We start from the raw sequence: 17,366 nt of genomic DNA, 5'->3' as shown, positions 1-17,366 counted from the left end.
CCCTGTTCGCCTGCGCGCGCTGGGCGCACGCGCGAGCCGCCTCACGATTATCGAGCACTGACATGACCCAAGAAGAAATCCTGGCCCAGTACGGTCCGCGCGAAGCGATGGAGTACGACGTGGTCGTCATCGGCGCCGGCCCGGCCGGCCTGGCCACCGCGATCCGGCTCAAGCAACTGGCGGCGGAGCACGGCCGCGAGGTGTCGGTGGTGGTGCTGGAGAAGGGCTCGGAGCCCGGCGCGCACATCCTCTCGGGCGCGATCGTCGATCCGCGCGCCCTGAGCGAGCTGATCCCCGACTGGAAGGCCCTGGGCGCGCCGCTGCACCAGCAGGTGACCGAGGACATCTTCCTGTTCCTCAACGAGACCGGGGCCCGTCGCACGCCCAACTTCCTGCTGCCGAAGAACTTCGCCAACCACGGCAACTACATCGTCAGCCTGGCCAACGTGGTGCGCTGGCTGGCGCAGCAGGCCGAGGCGCTCGGCGTGGAGATCTTCCCGGGCTTCCCGGCCGCCGAGGTGCTGTACAACGAGGACGGCTCGGTCAAGGGTGTGGCCACGGCCAACATGGGCGTCGGCAAGGACGGCGCGCCGACCGAGAACTTCCAGCTCGGCATGGAGCTGCATGCCAGGTACACGGTCTTCGCCGAGGGCTGCCGCGGCCACCTGGGCCGGCAGCTGATCGAGCGCTTCAAGCTCGACGACGGCCGCGATCCGCAGAGCTACAGCATCGGCATCAAGGAAGTCTGGGAGATCGATCCGTCGCGCCACACGCCGGGCCTGGCGCTGCACAGCGCCGGCTGGCCGCTGGACGAGATGACCTACGGCGGCTCCTTCATGTACCACATGGAGGACAACCAGGTCTCGATCGGCTTCGTCGTCGGCCTGGACTACCGCAACCCGTACCTGTCGCCGTTCGAGGAGTTCCAGCGCTTCAAGACGCACCCCAACATCCGCTGGTACTTCGAGGGGCCCCAGGGCGCCAAGCGGCTGGGCTACGGCGCCCGCGCGCTGACCGTGGGCGGCCTGCTGTCGCTGCCCAAGACCGTGTTCCCGGGCGGCGCGCTGGTGGGCGACGACGCCGGCTTCCTGAACTCCTCGCGCATCAAGGGCAGCCACGCCGCGATCAAGACCGGCATGATGGCCGCCGAAGCGGCGTTCGCCGCGATCGCGCAGGGGCGCCAGCACGACGAGCTGGCCGCCTACCCGGAAGCCTTCGAGCGTTCCTGGCTGCACGAGGAGCTGAACCAGTCGCGCAACTTCAAGCAGTGGTTCAAGAAGGGGCGCACCGTCGCCACGCTGATGACCGGCATCGAGCAGTTCGTGCTGCGCGGCCACATCCCCTGGACCCTGCACCGCGACAAGCCCGACCACGTGTCCCTGAAGCCGGCCAGCGAGTGCCAGCCGATCGCCTACCCGAAGCCGGACGGCAAGCTCACCTTCGACCGGCTCTCCTCGGTGTTCATCTCCAACACCAACCACGAGGAGAACCAGCCGGCGCACCTGACGCTCAAGGATGCGTCGGTGCCGGTCGGCGTGAACCTGCACAAGTTCGCCGGCCCCGAGCAGCGCTACTGCCCGGCCGGCGTGTACGAGTTCGTGAAGGACGAAGGCAGCGGCGCCGAGCGGCTGCAGATCAACGCCCAGAACTGCGTGCACTGCAAGACCTGCGACATCAAGGACCCGACGCAGAACATCGTGTGGGTGGTGCCCGAGGGCGGCGGCGGGCCCAACTACACGAACATGTAGGACATTCACTTCAGGAACGCTGCGCGTTCCTGAAGTGGTTCTGGTCAGTTGGTCGAGGCCCGGCAAAGCCGGCTCCTCGACCAAAGGGCGTCCGCGCTGCATGTTATTCCGCGCGGACGGTTAGCCCTGCGGGCTGATGTATCCACCTTTCGCCGGTCTGACGAGAGCGTTGTTCTTGGTGGAACTCCTGTTGCGCCGCCCCTTGCCCCGGCGCATCCTTGCCGCTTTCGAATCGGCAAGGACCGAAGGAGACTTCTCGTGAAATTGAGCAAACTGTTCGTGGCGCTGGCGGCGGGGCTGGTGATGGGCGGGTCGGCGCTGGCGCAGACCACCATGAAGATCAGCATCTCGACCGCGCAGAACTCCCACCAGGGCATCGCGATCGACACCTTCGCCAAGGAGGTCGAGAAGCGCACCGGCGGCCGCTACAAGGTCCAGACCTTCTACAACGGCGCCCTGGGCGGCGAGCGCGAGTCGATCGAGGCGGTGCAGCTGGGCACGCAGGAGCTGGCGTTCTCCTCCACCGGCCCGGTGCCCAACTTCGTGCCGGAGACCAAGATCCTGGACGTGCCCTTCCTGTTCCGCGACAAGGCCCATGCCCGCGCGGTGCTGGACGGCCCGATCGGCCAGGAGCTGCTGGGCAAGTTCGACAGCAAGGGCTTCAAGGCGCTGGCCTGGGCGGAGAACGGCTTTCGCCACATGACCAACAGCAAGCGCGACGTGAAGGCGCCCGAGGACCTCAAAGGCCTGAAGATGCGCACCATGGAGAACCCGGTGCACATCACCGCCTACAAGGCCTTCGGCATCATCACCACGCCGATGGCCTTCCCGGAGGTGTTCACCGCGCTGCAGCAGGGCACGGTCGACGGCCAGGAGAACCCGCTGTCGGTGATCATCTCGGCCAAGTTCGACCAGGTGCAAAAGCACCTGTCGCTCACCGGCCACGTCTACTCGCCGGCCATCTTCGTGATGAACAAGGGCGCGTTCGACAAGCTGTCGGCCGCCGACAAGCAGGCCTTCATCGACGCCGCCAAGGAAGGCACCAAGGCCAACCGCGCCCGTGTCGACGAGGACGACGCCAAGGGCGTGGCCGACCTGCGCGCCAAGGGCATGACCGTGATCGACAACCTCGACAAGGCCAAGTTCGTGGCGGCGCTGGCGCCGGTGAGTGCCGAATTCGAGAAGCAGTTCGGCAAGGCCAACCTCGACAAGATCCGCAATTACAAGTGAGTGAAGGCCCGCCTCCGCGGGAATTACGGAACAAAAAGGCCCGCACCTGCGGGCCTTTTCGCGAATGACATGAAGAGGGGCTCGTGAAACAAACCTTCCTGCGCCTGGAGCGCTTCACCAGCGGGCTGGCGATGGCCGGGGCCTGCGCCATGCTGGTGGTGGCCAGCACGCTGGGCATGTTCCAGATCGTCACGCGCTTCGTGCTGGAGCAGCCGGCCGAGTGGAGCGAGATCCTGATCCGGCTGTCGCTGATCTGGATGGTGTTCCTGGGCATCCCGCTGGCCTTCCGCCAGGGCGCGATGGTCAGCGTGGACGTGCTCTATCGCTGGAGCCCGCCCAGGCTGCGCCGCCTGCTCGACTGGGCGGTGGCCCTCGCCTCGCTGACGCTGATCGCGGTGCTGCTCTGGTGGGGCTGGGACTACGCGGTGCGCGGCAAGGTGCAGAGCATGGCCGGCCTGGAGTCGATCTCCATGTTCTGGGGCTACCTGGCCGTGCCGGTGGGCGCCCTGTTCTGCGTCCTGGGGATCATCGGCAACCTGCTCGACCCGCAGCGCAACGAACTGGAGACCGCGCAATGAGCGCCGCCGGACCGCTCCAAGGCGCGAAGGCCCCCTCGGGGGCAGCGCAGGCACGCAGTGCCAAGCGTGGGGGCTCCCATGACCAGCGTGATGATCGGCACCATGGTGCTGTGCTTCGCGCTCAGCATCTCCGTGGCCGTCTCGATCGGCCTGGCGGCCATCCTGGGCATCCAGGTGGCGAACGCCCACATGCTCATCTCCGTCAAGGAGATGTTCGGCGCCATCAACAAGTTTCCGCTGGCGGCCATTCCCTTCTTCATCCTGGCCGGCAACCTGATGGAAACCGGCGGCATCTCGCGCCGGCTGGTGGAGTTCGCCAAGAGCCTGGTCGGCGGCATCCAGGGCGGCCTGCCCATGACCTGCGTGCTGACCTGCATGATCTTCGCGGCGGTGTCGGGCTCCTCGGTGGCCACCACCTTCGCCATCGGCGCCATCCTGATCCCGGCGCTGATCAAGCACGGCTACCCCACCACCTGGGCCGCCGCGCTGCAGGCCACCAGCGCCGAGCTGGGCGTGATCATCCCGCCGTCGATCCCGATGATCCTGTACGGCGTGAGCGCCGAGGTCTCGATCGGCGAGCTGTTCATCGCCGGTTTCGGCCCGGGCATCCTGATCGGCGCGGCGCTGATGCTGTTCGTGTGGCTCTGGTGCAAGTGGAAAGGGCTGGGCAAGAACGACGGCGCCGGCCGGCTGCCGGTCGGCCGCGCCACCCTGCAGGCCGGCTGGGCGCTGCTGATGCCGGTGATCATCCTGGGCGGCATCTACGGCGGCATCTTCACGCCGACCGAGGCGTCGGCGGTGGCGGTGTTCTACGCGCTGGTGGTGGGCATGGGGATCTACCGCGAAACCGGCCTGCGCGACCTCTACGCCGTGCTGCGCAAGTCGGTGATCTCCTCGGCGGTGATCATGTTCATCATCGCCAACGCCGGCCTGTTCGCCTTCCTGATCACGCGCGCGGGCGTGCCGGACGCGATCGGCCGCTGGCTGGAAGCGGTGCTCCAGAGCCCGGCGATGTTCCTGCTGGGGGTGAACGCGGCGCTGTTCGTGATCGGCATGTTCATCGAGACCAGCGCCGCCATCATCGTGCTGGCGCCCATCCTGGCGCCGGTGGCGCAGCACTTCGGCATCGACCCGGTGCACTTCGGCCTGATCATGGTGGTGAACCTGGCACTGGGCATGATCACGCCGCCCTTCGGCGTCAACCTGTTCGCGGCCTGCACGGTGGCGCGCGTCTCGCTGGACCGCATCGCCGGGCAGCTGGTCCCGTTCGTGCTGGTGGTGCTGGCCTGCCTGATGGTGATCACCTACGTGCCCGGGCTGTCGCTGGGCCTGCGCGACCTGGTCTACGGACGCTGAGCCGCGCGCCGCTGGCGCGCGTCCTACGAAGGGCGCGCGCTGCGCCGACGCCCGCCCCGGCGACCGGCCCTTAGCGTCGGGCCGACGGACGACGCGTCGCAGCCCGCGCCGGCCGGGCAGCGCGGCACCACCGCCCGTGTGCTCGGCCTGGGGCTGATCACCGGTGCCGCGGACGACGACCCCTCGGCCGTCGGCACCTACGCGGCCGCCGGTGCCCGCTTCGGCTACGGCCTGCTGTGGATGGCGCCGTTCACGCTGCCGATGATGTTCACGGTGGTGTACCTGTCGGCCAAGCTGGCGATGGTGTCAGGGCGGGGGCTGTTCCATGCCATCCGCGACTTCTATCCGCGCTGGGTGCTCTACCCGCTGCTCGCGGGCGTGATCTTCGGCAACGTGGTCGAAGCCGCCGCCGACCTCGGCGGGATGGCGGCCGCGCTGAACCTGTTCGTGCCGGCGCCCATCCCCTGGCTGGTCGCGGCGCTCGGCGTCGGGGTCCTGGCCCTGCAGTGCTTCGCGCCGTACGAGGTCATCCGCAACGTGTTCCGCTGGCTGGCGCTGGCCTTGCTGGCCTATGTGGGCGCGGCCATCCTCGCCAGGCCCGACTTGCGGCAGGTCCTGCGCGGCGTGGTGGCGCCCCGGATGAGCCTGGACAGCGAGTACCTGTCGCTGGTGGTGGCGATGATCGGCACCACGCTGTCGGCCTACCTCTACACCTGGCAGTCGAACCAGGAGGTCGAGGAAGAGATCGTCCAGGGCCGCACCACGGTGCGGCAGCGCCAGGGCGCGAGCCGCTCCGAGCTGCGCTCGACCCGCAGGGACGTGCTGGCCGGCATGGTGGTCTCCAACCTCATCATGTTCTCCATCATGGTGGCCACCGGGACCACGCTGCACGCCAGCGGGCGGACGCAGATCGAGTCGGCCGCGCAGGCTGCGCAGGCGCTGCGCCCGCTGGCCGGCGATGCCGCCGGGCTGCTGTTCGCCACCGGGGTGGTGGGCGTGGGCCTGCTGGCGGTGCCGGTGATGACGGCCGGCGCCGCCTACGACATCGCGCAGACCTTCGGCTGGAAGCACAGCCTGCACGCCCGCCCGCGGCAGGCGAAAGCCTTCTACGGGCTGGTCGCGCTGGTCACGGCCATCGCCATCGGGCTGAACACGCTGGGCTTCAACCCGATGAAGGCGCTGGTCTGGTCCGGGATCGTGCAGGGCTTTTCGGTGCCGCCGCTGCTGTTGCTGATCATGCTCATGACCAACGACCGGCGCATCATGGGCGACCAGGTCAACAAGCGCGGCCTGAACGTGCTGGGCTGGGCCACCACGGCCGTGGTCACCGCCGCCACCGTCACCCTGGTCGTCGTCTGGCTGTCGTGAGGCGGCCCCCGAGCGTCTAGAATCCGGCGGTCGTCAGGAGAGCGCCCTTCGGGGCCGCCGAAGGCGCAGGCGAACAGCCGAACGCTCAGGTACAAGGGACTGGCGGCCGCCCCGGCAACGGGGCGATGCCTGGCTGGAGAGAGGCGCCGCGCGCGGCGTCCACCGAAGGAGCAAGCCGCCCGTTCCCGGGCGGTGAATCTCTCAGGTAAAGCGGACAGCAGGGGCGTGCCATGGCCGATACCATGGTTCTGGATGCCCCATTTCTCGACCGGAGAACCGCTTGTCCGCCACCGCCTCGCCAGAGCTACGCACCACCCCGCTGCACGCGCTGCACCTGGAACTGGGGGCCCGCATGGTGCCCTTCGCCGGCTACTCGATGCCGGTGCAGTACCCCGCCGGCCTGATGGCCGAGCACCAGCACACGCGCCAGGCCGCCGGCCTGTTCGATGTCTCGCACATGGGTCAGCTGCGGCTGGAGGGCCCCGACGCCGCGGCCGCGCTGGAAACGCTGATGCCGGTCGACGTGATCGGCCTGGCGCCCGGCAAGCAGCGCTACGGCCTGCTGCTCAGCGAGCAGGGCACCATCCTGGACGACCTGATGTTCGTCAACCGCGGCGACGACCTGTTCGTCATCGTCAACGGCGCCTGCAAGGAAGCGGACATCGCCCACCTGCAGCAGCACATCGGTTCGCGCTGCCGCATCGTGCCCCTGCCCGAGCGCGGGCTGCTGGCGCTGCAGGGCCCGAAGGCAGCGCAGGCCCTGGAGCGCCTGCTGCCCGGCGTCGGCCAGCTGGTGTTCATGACCGGCGAGCCCTTCGCCTGGCAGGGCCATGACCTCTTCATCACCCGCAGCGGCTACACCGGCGAGGACGGCTTCGAGATCTCCGTGCCCGGCGCGCAGGCCGAGGCCTTCACCCGCGCCCTGCTGGCGCAGCCCGAGGTGAAGCCGATCGGGCTGGGCGCGCGCAACTCGCTGCGGCTGGAGGCCGGGCTGTGCCTGTACGGCAACGACATCGACACCACCACCACCCCGATCGAAGCCGGCCTGAACTGGGCGATCCAGAAGGTGCGCCGCACCGGCGGCGCGCGCGCCGGCGGCTTTCCGGGCGCGGACCGCGTATTGGGCCAGCTGGACGGCACGGTGCCGGTCGAGCGCAAGCGGGTGGGCCTGGTCGCGGCCGAGCGGGTGCCGGTGCGCGAGCACGCCGAACTGCAGGACAGCGAAGGCCGCACGGTCGGCGAAGTCACCAGCGGCCTGCTCGGGCCCAGCATCAACCAGCCGATCGCGCTGGGCTACGTGAAGCCGGAGCACGCGGCGCTGGGCACGCGCCTGAATGCCATGGTGCGCGGCAAGCCGGTGCCCATGGACGTGAGCCCGTTGCCGTTCGTGCCCCAGCGGTACTACCGCGGCTGAAGCCGGAGCCGGGACATTGCAATACCCCCGCTGCCCGGCGAACGAAAAGAATTGGAATCTGACCCCCATTTTCCCCAAAGGAGAAGCGCCATGACCGTGAAGTACTCGCAGGAACATGAATGGATCAAGCTGGAGGACGGCGACGCCGTCACGGTGGGCATCACGGTGCACGCGCAGGATGCGCTGGGCGACGTGGTGTTCGTCGACCTGCCGGAGGTCGGCCGGCGCTACGCCCGGGGCGATGTCGCCGGCGTGGTCGAGTCGGTCAAGGCCGCGGCCGACGTGTTCATGCCGATCACCGGCGAGGTGATCGAGGTCAACGAGTCGCTGCGCGCCGACCCGTCGCTGGCCAACAGCGACCCGCTCGGCCAGGGCTGGTTCTTCAAGGTCCGGCTGGCCGACAAGTCCGAGCTCGATGGCCTGATGGACGAGACCGCCTACGACACCTTCGCCAGGAACGCCTGAGACCATGCCGATCCCATCCGCCCTGCCCCTGGGCGAGCTCGAGAACCCCGCCGAATTCATCCCGCGCCACATCGGCATCGACGAGGCCGACGAGCAGCACATGCTCTCGGTCATCGGCGAAGCCTCGCGCCGCGCGCTGGTCCAGGGCATCGTGCCGCGCTCGATCGCCCGCACCTCGCCGATGAACCTGCCGCCGCCGGCGACGGAAGCGCAGGCGCTGGCCGAACTGCGCGCCATGGCCTCGAAGAACAAGGTGTTCAAGAGCTTCATCGGACAGGGCTACTACGGCACGATCACGCCAGGGGTCATCCTGCGCAACGTGCTGGAGAACCCGGCCTGGTACACCGCCTACACGCCCTACCAGGCCGAGATCTCGCAGGGCCGGATGGAAGCGCTGATCAACTTCCAGACCCTGGTGTGCGACCTGACGGCGATGCCGATCGCCAACGCCTCCATGCTGGACGAGGCCACGGCCGCCGCCGAGGCCATGACGCTGGCCAAGCGCAGCGTCAAGTCGAAGTCGAACACCTTCGTGATCGCCGGCGACAGCCACCCGCAGACCATCGAGGTGGTGCAGACCCGGGCCCGGCCACTGGGCATCGAGGTGGTGGTCGCCAATTCCGCCGAGGAATGGGACCGGGCCCTGTCGGGCGAGCTGTTCGCCGCCCTGATTTCCTACCCCGCCAGCAGCGGCTGGGTGCACGACTGGGCACCCGACGTGCAGCGCATCCACGACAAGCAGGCCGCCGCGATCGTGGCCGCCGACCTGCTGGCGCTCACGCTGCTGGTGCCGCCGGGCGAATGGGGCGCGGACATCGTGATCGGCAGCACCCAGCGCTTGGGCATGCCCATGGGCGCCGGCGGCCCGCATGCGGCCTACCTGGCCTGCCGCGACGACTTCAAGCGCTCGATGCCGGGCCGGCTGGTGGGCGTGAGCGTCGATACGCACGGCAACCCGGCCTTGCGGCTGGCCCTGCAGACGCGCGAGCAGCACATCCGCCGCGAGAAGGCCACCTCCAACATCTGCACGGCGCAGGTGCTGCCGGCGGTGATGGCCAGCATGTACGCGGTCTACCACGGCCCGAAGGGGCTGCGCCGCATCGCCCAGCGCGTGGCCAGCTACACGGCCATCCTCGCCAGGGGCCTGGAGCGACTGGGCTACTCCCAGGCGCAGCGGCACGGCGGCACCGCCTTCGACACCCTGTCGTACAGGACCGGCGAGCACACGCAGGACATTGCCGCGCGTGCCGTCTCCATGGGCGCCAACCTGCGCGTGGCCTGGGACGAGTACATCTGCATCTCGCTGGACGAGACCACCACGCGCGACGAGATCGAGCTGCTGTGGAAGATCTTCGCCCATCCGGGGCAGCCGCTGCCCTCGGTGGCCGAGTTCGAGAACGGCATCGAGCCGCTGATCCCGGCGGCGCTGCGCCGCACCAGCGACTTCCTCACGCACCCGGTGTTCAACACCCACCACAGCGAAACCGGCATGCTGCGCTACATCCGCGCCCTGTCCGACAAGGACCTGGCGCTGGACCGCAGCATGATCCCGCTGGGCAGCTGCACCATGAAGCTGAACGCCACCAGCGAGATGATCCCCATCACCTGGCCGGAGTTCGCCCACGTGCACCCGTTCGCGCCACGCGACCAGCTGCAGGGCTACGCGATGCTCGACGAACAGCTGCGCGCCTGGCTGTGCCAGGCCACCGGCTACGCCGGCATCAGCCTGCAGCCCAACGCCGGTTCGCAGGGCGAGTACGCCGGCCTGCTGGCGATCAAGGCCTGGCATGAGAGCCGCGGCCAGGGCCACCGCAACGTCTGCCTGATCCCTTCGTCGGCGCACGGCACCAACCCGGCCAGCGCGCAGATGGTCGGCATGCAGGTGGTGGTGACGGCCTGCGACGCCAACGGCAACGTGGACATGGCCGACCTGAAGGCCCGGTGCGAGCAGCACAGCGCCAACCTGGCCTGCATCATGATCACCTACCCGAGCACGCACGGGGTGTTCGAGCCCGGGGTCAAGGAACTGTGCGAACTGGTCCACGCCCACGGCGGCCGGGTCTATGTCGACGGCGCCAACATGAATGCGCTGGTCGGCGTGGCCGCGCCGGGCGAGTTCGGCGGCGACGTCAGCCACCTGAATTTGCACAAGACCTTCTGCATCCCGCACGGGGGCGGCGGCCCGGGCGTCGGCCCGGTGTGCGTGGTGGAGGACCTGGTGCCCTTCCTGCCCGGCCACGAGTCGGGCGGCATCAAGTCGCACGGCGTCGGCGCGGTGTCGGCGGCGCCGCTGGGCAATGCGGCCGTGCTGCCGATCAGCTGGATGTACTGCCGCATGATGGGCGCCGAAGGCCTGCGCCAGGCCACCGAGGTGGCCATCCTGTCGGCCAACTACGTCAGCGCACGGCTGAAGGAGCACTACCCCACGCTCTATGCCAGCCCCAACGGCCACGTGGCGCACGAGTGCATCCTGGACCTGCGCCCGCTCAAGGAAACCAGCGGCGTCACCGCCGAGGACGTGGCCAAGCGCCTGATCGACTACGGCTTCCATGCGCCGACGCTGTCGTTCCCGGTGGCCGGCACGCTGATGGTGGAGCCGACCGAGAGCGAGACGCTCGAGGAACTCGATCGCTTCATCGACGCCATGATCGCCATCCGCGAGGAGATCCGGCGCGTCGAGCGCGGCGAGTGGCCGCAGGACGACAACCCGCTCAAGCACGCGCCGCACACGGCCGGCGCGCTGCTGGGGAGCGAGTGGAAGCATGCCTACCCGCGCGAAGCCGGGGCGGCCGTGCTGGACGAGCGCCGGCACGCCAAGTACTGGCCCCCGGTCGGCCGCGTGGACAACGTCCACGGCGACCGCAACCTGTTCTGCTCCTGCGTGCCGATGTCGGCCTACGAGTGAGCCGGTGCCGGCTGCGGCCGGCACCCCCTTCGTCCGTCGCCGCCTCGGCCGATCGCCCTAGAATCCTGCACCCCGCCTGCCGGCGGCAGCGCAAGGGTGAGCCCGGGGGCCATCCCCCTCGGCCGAAGACGAACCATCTGGTGCGACATGAAGGATCCCGCCGTCCTCGTTGTCGATGACAACCGGGACCATCTCGAACTGACCGTGCTGGCGCTCTCGCAGTGCTGCGATCCGGACCGTGTGGCCACGGCGGCCGACGGCGCGGAGGCCCTCGACTTCCTGCTCGCCCGCGGCCGCCATGCCGACCGTGCCGGGCGCCGGTTGCCGCGGCTGGTCATCCTGGACATGAAGCTGGTGCCCATGCCGGGGCTGGAGGTGCTGCGCAGGATCCGCGCCAATCCCCGCACCGCCCGCGTGCCGGTGGTGATCCATTCCTCGTCCACCGAAAAATGCGACATCACGGCCTGTTACGCCGCCGGCGCCAACAGCTACATCGGCAAGGCCACCGATTTCGAGGAGCTGTGCCGCAAGATCCGGCACGTGTACGAGTTCTGGGTGCTGGTGAACGAGGGGTGACTTTCGTCATCCTCCGCGCCTTCCGTCCTCCTCCGCGAAGGCGGAGGATCCAGCACAACGCGCCTGCGGCGTCCAGCGCCGCGCTGCGTGGATTGCCGCCGTCGCGGGAATGACGCAAACCACGATGCGTCAGGTCGCCCCCACGCTGCCCGTCACCGGCAGCACGATGCCGGTGATGTAGCTCGAGCAGGACGGCGCGGCCAGGAAGACGTAGGCGGGCGACAGCTCCTCCGGCTGCGCCGGCCGCTTGAAGTCGGTCGCCTTGCCGAACTCCGCCACCTTCTCCGCCGTCTGGTCGGCCGGGTTCAGTGGCGTCCACACCGGCCCCGGCGCGATGGCGTTCACCCGGATGCCCTTGTCGATCAGGCTGGAAGCCAGCGACATCGTGAACGCGTGGATCGCACCCTTGGTGGCCGAGTAGTCCAGCAGGTGGCTGCTGCCGCGCAACCCCACCACCGAGCCGGTGTTGATGATGGACGCGCCCTGCTTCAGGTGCGGCAGCGCCGCCCGCGCCATGTAGAAGTAGCCGAAGATGTTGGTCTTCATGGTCTCTTCCAGGCGCTCGTCGGTGATGTCGGCCAGGGAGTTGGCATGCTCCTGGAAGGCGGCGTTGTTCACCAGGATGTCCAGGTGGCCGAACTCGGACACCGCCTGTTCCACCGCCTGCCGGCAAAACGCCGAGTCCTTCACGTCGCCGCGGATCAGCAGGCAGCGCCGGCCCTCGTTCTCCACGCAACGCCGGGTCTCCTGCGCGTCCTGCTGCGCGTCCAGGTAAACGATGGCGACATCGGCGCCCTCGCGCGCATACAGCACGGCGACGGCGCGGCCGATGCCCGAGTCGCCGCCGGTGACCAGCGCCGCCATGCCTTCGAGCTTGCCGCTGCCCCTGTAATCGGGCGCCATGAAGCGCGGCGCGAGCGCCATCTCGGCCTCGAGGCCGGGCTTTTCCAGGTGCTGGGCCGGCATGTCCTGCGGCTGCGTACGGCCGGTCTGCACCGCCTTGTCCTTCTGCGGCTGCGGGCCCTGGCCGGCTTCGCGGGCCCTGGCCCTGGCTTCGTCCTTGCGGTCCTGCTGGCGCTGGATGTCGCGCTGCTTGTCGGCGGTCTCGGCGGCACCGCGCGCGCCGGGCTTTTGCTCCATTCGGGGGCTCCTTGGCTGGGATCGCCCCACTATGGCCAGCGCCCCGCGCGCCGGCTGTAGAACGGGGCGGTCCACCGGCGTGGGAGCGGGCCTACAGGCCGGCCGCCTGCTTGGCGTGCAGCTTGGCGGCGATGTACTCGCCGTGGGTCACGTGCAGCAGGCCGGCGATGCGCGAGATGACGTGATTCTCGTGCGCGTCCAGGTGGCCGTCGGCATAGGCCACCTGCCACAGCGTCTCGACGATGTGCACCTTCTCCGACTGCGGCAGGCGCTCGTTCAGTTCGGCGGTGAACTGGTGGAAGCTGGAGGCGCTGCGCGAGGCGGCCTCGGCCATGGCCAGCAGGTCCTGCAACGCCTCCTCGCCCAGCGCAAAGCGCTGCCGCAGCGCGCGCAGCACGGCCTCGCGCTCGGCCGGCGCGGTTTGCGGATCGGCCTTCATCACTTCGACCAGCAGCACGGCGCAGGCCAGTTCCAGGGCTTTCGGGTCGGGCGTGCCGGCGGCGGGCGCGGCGAGGGGTGCAAGCAGGTCGCGGAGGGTCTTGAACATGGGGCGCGCGCAGCCGGGATGATCGATCGCGGGCCAGTGTCCCACGCCCAGGGAACGATGGCTCAGCGGCCCGAAAGTTCCTGCAGCCGCAGCGGGTCCACCGGCTTGGTCCAGTGCTGGTCGAAGCCGGCCTGGGCCGCCGCTTCCTTGTCCTGCTGCTGGCCCCAGCCGGTCAGGGCGATCAGCATCGGCTGGCGCACGCCCTCCAGCTTGCGGATGCGGCGGGCCACTTCGTAGCCGCTGATGTCCGGCAGGCCGATGTCCAGCAGCACCACGTCCGGCCGGAATTCGGCCGTGCGGTCCACGGCGGACAGGCCGTCGTGGGCGACGGCCACCTCGCTGCCCGACATCCGCAACAGCTCGGCCACGGTACTGGCCGCATCCTCGTTGTCATCAACCACCAGCATGCGGCGCGCCACCGGCTGGGCCGCCACCGGCGCATCCGCCGCCCCGCCGGCCGGATCGGCCGGCGCCGGCTCGCGGCCGTGGCGCGGCAGCACCACCACGAACTCGCTGCCCTTGCCGAGCCCGCCGCTGTGGGCCTCGACCTGTCCGCCGTGCAGCCGCACCAGCCCCTCGACCAGCGACAGCCCGATGCCCAGGCCCCCCTGGTGGCGCTCGGTGGGATGGCCGGCCTGGGTGAACAGGCCGAACACCTTGTCCAGCATCTCGGAGGCGATGCCGATGCCGCTGTCGCGCACGCGGACCACCAGCTGCTCGGGCAACGCTTCCACCGTGACGTCGATGCGGCCGCCGCGCCGGGTGTACTTGGCGGCGTTGTTCAACAGGTTGGAGAACACCTGGGTCAGCCGGGCCGGGTCGGCCTGCAGGTCGGTCGGTGCGTTGGGAAAGGCGATCGACAGCTGGTGGTGGGCGGCCTCGATGTGCGGCCGGCTGACCTCCACCGCCGCATTGATCACGTGCACCAGGTTGGTCGTCTCCTTCTTCAACTCGATCTTGCCGGCGCTGATGCGCGAGACGTCCAGCAGGTCGTCGACCAGGCGCGAGAGCTGGCCGACCTGGCGCTCGATGATGCCGCCCACGTGCTCGATGCGGTGCGGGTCGCCCCGGGCGCGCTTGATCAGCGACAGGCCGTTCCAGATCGGCGCCAGCGGGTTGCGAAGTTCGTGCGCCAGCGTCGCCAGGAACACGTCCTTGGCGCGATCCGATTCGCGCATGGCGGCCAGCAACTGGGCGTTGTCGATGGCCACGGCGGCACGGCGCGCCAGGTCCTCGGCCAGCGCCAGGTCCTCCGGGCCGTAGCGCCGCCCCGAGCGCGTGGTGACGAAGGTCAGCACGCCCAGCGTGCGCCCGCGCGTGTTCAGCGGTGCCCCGATGTACGAGCGCATGCCGAGCTGGCGCAGCATCTCGCGCAGCTGGTCGTCGCCCGCGCCGGCCTCCAGCATCTCCTCGCTGATCTCGGGCACCAGGTCGCCGCGCCCGGTGCGCAGCACGTGCCAGGTGCCGACCCGCACCTGGGGATCGGGCGGGTGATGCTCGTGCATCTCGTGCAGCACGCGCTCGCGGGCCGGGTCCAGGTGGGCGGTGGCCACCCGCCGCAGCGAGCCGTCGGGCTGCAGCATGTCGACCGCGCACCAGTCGGCGAAGCGGGGCACCGCCAGCCGCGCGATGCGGTCCAGCGTGGCGGCGTAGTCGTTGACGCCGGCCAGTTCGGCGCTGGCTTCGGCCAGGAATTTCAGGTCGTGCTCGACGTGCTTACGCCGCGTGATGTCGACGCACACGCCGGACATGGACAGCGCCCGGCCGTTGTCGCCGCGGCGCACCCGTCCGCGGGCCTCGATCCAGCGCACCCGGCCGTCGGGCCAGCGCACCCGGTACTCCACCCGGCTCCAGCCGGTGCGAACGATGGCTTCGCGGATGGCGGCCCGGACGCGGTCGCGGTCGCGGGCATCAATGGCTTCGAAATAGGCTTCGCCGTGCAGCGGCTGCGAGCCGGCCGGCAGCCCGTGCAGCCGCTCCATGCCGGGCCACCAGGTGTGCAGGCCGCTTTCCAGGTCCACCTGCCACACGCCCAGGCCGCCGGCATCCACCGCCAGCTGCAGCCGCTCCTCGCTCGCCTGCAGGTTGGCCGCCAGCAGCGCCACCTCCTGCTGCTGGGTGGGAAGTTTTCCCATCCGTGCCGGCGCGGAGGTGGCCTGGGATCGTTGCGGCTCGGGCGTGGGCATGTCGTTCGCACTAATTTCCAGAGCGTATGCGCAATCGCCCAGGCAGGTGACGCGCCACCGGGCCACCTGCGCCAACCCATCAGCGGCGGTCAAAACCGAAGATGGGCTCTGCTGCGCCTGCGCAGGGCGCTAGCTAATCAGTAGCAACCCGTCGGGGTTCGCTGCCGTAACAAGTGCATCCAGCCGCAGGGCGGCCGCCCGCCCGCCTCATCGGCGCGGCGGTGTTCGGCGCCGATCAGAGGAACGAAGCGGCGATGGGCGGCAGGGCCGCCTGCACGTCGGCGTTCTGCGCGCGGTGCCGCAGCACGTGGTCCATCACCACCAGGGCCAGCATGGCTTCGGCGATCGGCGTGGCGCGAATGCCGACGCAGGGATCGTGGCGGCCCTTGGTCACGACCTGGGTCGGCCGGCCCTGCACGTCGATGCTGTCGCGCGGGGTGATGATGGAACTGGTGGGCTTGATGGCGATGGAGACTTCCAGGTCCTGGCCGGTGCTGATGCCGCCCAGCACGCCGCCGGCGTTGTTGCTGGCGAAGCCCTGCGGCGTCAGCGAGTCGCCGTGCGTGCTGCCGCGCTGCGCGACGCTGGCGAAGCCGGCGCCGATCTCCACGCCCTTGACCGCATTGATGCCCATCATCGCCCAGGCGATGTCGGCATCGAGCTTGTCGAACAGCGGCTCGCCCAGGCCGGGCGGCACGTTGGCGGCGGTGACGCGGATGCGCGCGCCGCAGGAGTCGCCCGACTTGCGCAGGGCGTCCATGTAGGCCTCCAGCTTCGAGACGTCGGCAACCGGCGCGAAGAAGGGATTGTCCGGGACGTGGTCCCAGGACTCGAAGCCGACCTCGATCTCGCCGAGCTGCTGCATGCAGCCGCGGAACACCATGCCGTGCTGGCGCGCCAGCCACTTCTTGGCCACGGCGCCGGCGGCGACCATCGGCGCCGTCAGCCGCGCCGAGGAGCGGCCGCCGCCGCGCGGATCGCGCAGGCCGTACTTCTGCAGGTAGGTGTAGTCGGCATGGCCCGGGCGAAAGGCCTGGGCGACCTCGCTGTAGTCCTTGCTGCGCTGGTCGGTGTTGCGGATCAGCAGGCCGATCGGGGTGCCGGTGGTCCTGCCCTCGTAGACGCCGGACAGGATGGCGACCTGGTCGGCCTCCTGGCGCTGGGTGACGTGGCGGCTGGTGCCGGGACGGCGCCGGTCCAGGTCGGGCTGGATGTCGGCCTCCGACAGCTCCAGGCCGGGCGGGCAGCCATCGATCACGCAGCCGATGGCCGGCCCGTGCGATTCACCGAAATTCGTGACCGCGAACAGGGTGCCGAAGGTGTTGCCGCTCATGGGCGGCGATTATTCCAGAGGCCCGCGTCAGAGCTGCGCCGTGGGCTGCGAATCCTCGCCGCTCGGCCAGTCGCGGATGTAGGCCTTGAGCATGCGGTTCTCGAAGTTCTGGCTGTCCACCACCGCCTTGGCGACGTCGTAGAAGCTGATTACCCCCATCAGCATGCGCTTGTCCATCACCGGCATGTAGCGGGCGTGGCGGTCCAGCATCATGCGGCGCACCTCGTCGAGCTCGGTCTCGGAGGTGCAGGTCAGCGGGGCGTCGTCCATCGCGCTGCGCACCAGGCGCTGGCCCACGCTGCCGCCGTTCTTCACGATGCACTGGATCACCTCGCGGAAGGTGAGCATGCCCACCAGGTCGCCATGCTCGATGACCACCAGCGAGCCGATGTCCTTGTCGGCCATCACGGCGATGGCGGTGGCGAGCGGTTCGTCGGGGTTGACGGTGTACAGCGTGTTGCCCTTGACGCGCAGGATGTCGCTGACCTTCATGGCTTTCTCCTCGTGCCGCGCCCGAGGG

General features: G+C 69.6%; 14 protein-coding genes and 2 riboswitches. Of the genes, 9 read left to right on the top strand and 5 right to left on the bottom strand.

Annotation, left to right across the window (positions count from 1 at the left end; all coding sequences use genetic code 11):
• Window positions 1-62 precede the first annotated feature (62 nt).
• From PE066_RS16855 to PE066_RS16815, 9 genes are all read left to right on the top strand, one after another.
• Window positions 63-1,748 carry an electron transfer flavoprotein-ubiquinone oxidoreductase gene (locus PE066_RS16855; protein WP_271233683.1) on the top strand — a complete coding sequence of 562 codons (1,686 nt, stop codon included), beginning with the start codon at window positions 63-65 and terminating at the stop codon, window positions 1,746-1,748.
• Between the two features lie 258 nt (window positions 1,749-2,006).
• Window positions 2,007-2,978: a TRAP transporter substrate-binding protein gene (locus PE066_RS16850; protein ID WP_271233682.1), complete on the top strand. Its 972-nt coding sequence runs from the start codon at window positions 2,007-2,009 to the stop codon at window positions 2,976-2,978.
• Between the two features lie 83 nt (window positions 2,979-3,061).
• Window positions 3,062-3,556 carry a TRAP transporter small permease gene (locus PE066_RS16845; RefSeq protein WP_271233681.1) on the top strand — a complete coding sequence of 165 codons (495 nt, stop codon included), beginning with the start codon at window positions 3,062-3,064 and terminating at the stop codon, window positions 3,554-3,556.
• 78 nt (window positions 3,557-3,634) lie between these two features.
• Entirely contained in the window at window positions 3,635-4,912 is a 1,278-nt protein-coding gene (locus PE066_RS16840; RefSeq protein WP_271233680.1) for a TRAP transporter large permease, read from the top strand.
• Between the two features lie 138 nt (window positions 4,913-5,050).
• The gene (locus PE066_RS16835) at window positions 5,051-6,280 is read left to right on the top strand and encodes an Nramp family divalent metal transporter (RefSeq protein ID WP_271233679.1); all 1,230 of its coding nucleotides are present in this window, start codon (window positions 5,051-5,053) and stop codon (window positions 6,278-6,280) included.
• A 24-nt stretch (window positions 6,281-6,304) separates the two neighbouring features.
• Window positions 6,305-6,392, top strand: a riboswitch (glycine riboswitch).
• 11 nt (window positions 6,393-6,403) lie between these two features.
• Window positions 6,404-6,508, top strand: a riboswitch (glycine riboswitch).
• A gap of 52 nt (window positions 6,509-6,560) precedes the next feature.
• A complete protein-coding gene (gene gcvT / locus PE066_RS16830; RefSeq protein WP_271233678.1) occupies window positions 6,561-7,694 on the top strand; it encodes a glycine cleavage system aminomethyltransferase GcvT in 1,134 nt (377 codons plus the stop codon).
• A gap of 90 nt (window positions 7,695-7,784) precedes the next feature.
• Entirely contained in the window at window positions 7,785-8,159 is a 375-nt protein-coding gene (gene gcvH / locus PE066_RS16825) for a glycine cleavage system protein GcvH (RefSeq protein WP_271233677.1), read from the top strand.
• 4 nt (window positions 8,160-8,163) lie between these two features.
• Window positions 8,164-11,064 (top strand): aminomethyl-transferring glycine dehydrogenase, encoded by a 2,901-nt coding sequence (gene gcvP, locus PE066_RS16820; protein ID WP_271233676.1) that lies wholly within the window; start codon window positions 8,164-8,166, stop codon window positions 11,062-11,064.
• A 147-nt stretch (window positions 11,065-11,211) separates the two neighbouring features.
• The gene (locus PE066_RS16815; RefSeq protein WP_271233675.1) at window positions 11,212-11,640 is read left to right on the top strand and encodes a response regulator; all 429 of its coding nucleotides are present in this window, start codon (window positions 11,212-11,214) and stop codon (window positions 11,638-11,640) included.
• Window positions 11,641-11,769: 129 nt separating this feature from the next.
• Here PE066_RS16815 and PE066_RS16810 read toward each other — a convergent pair whose 3' ends face one another.
• From PE066_RS16810 to PE066_RS16790, 5 genes are all read right to left on the bottom strand, one after another.
• Window positions 11,770-12,780, bottom strand: coding sequence for an SDR family oxidoreductase (locus tag PE066_RS16810; protein WP_271233674.1), 1,011 nt, complete (start codon window positions 12,778-12,780; stop codon window positions 11,770-11,772).
• A gap of 91 nt (window positions 12,781-12,871) precedes the next feature.
• Entirely contained in the window at window positions 12,872-13,327 is a 456-nt protein-coding gene (locus tag PE066_RS16805; RefSeq protein ID WP_271233673.1) for a TerB family tellurite resistance protein, read from the bottom strand.
• A gap of 62 nt (window positions 13,328-13,389) precedes the next feature.
• Window positions 13,390-15,462, bottom strand: a complete 2,073-nt coding sequence (locus PE066_RS16800) for a hybrid sensor histidine kinase/response regulator (protein WP_271233672.1) — start codon at window positions 15,460-15,462, stop codon at window positions 13,390-13,392.
• A 286-nt stretch (window positions 15,463-15,748) separates the two neighbouring features.
• Window positions 15,749-16,846, bottom strand: a complete 1,098-nt coding sequence (aroC, locus tag PE066_RS16795; RefSeq protein WP_271233671.1) for a chorismate synthase — start codon at window positions 16,844-16,846, stop codon at window positions 15,749-15,751.
• Between the two features lie 27 nt (window positions 16,847-16,873).
• The gene (locus tag PE066_RS16790) at window positions 16,874-17,338 is read right to left on the bottom strand and encodes a CBS domain-containing protein (RefSeq protein WP_271233670.1); all 465 of its coding nucleotides are present in this window, start codon (window positions 17,336-17,338) and stop codon (window positions 16,874-16,876) included.
• Window positions 17,339-17,366: the final 28 nt, after the last annotated feature.

The organism is Ramlibacter tataouinensis, assembly GCF_027941915.1.
Lineage (GTDB): Bacteria > Pseudomonadota > Gammaproteobacteria > Burkholderiales > Burkholderiaceae_C > Ramlibacter > Ramlibacter tataouinensis_C.
The sequence above is the reverse complement of the archived record's forward strand: the minus strand, read 5'-3'. Positions and strand labels throughout refer to the sequence as shown.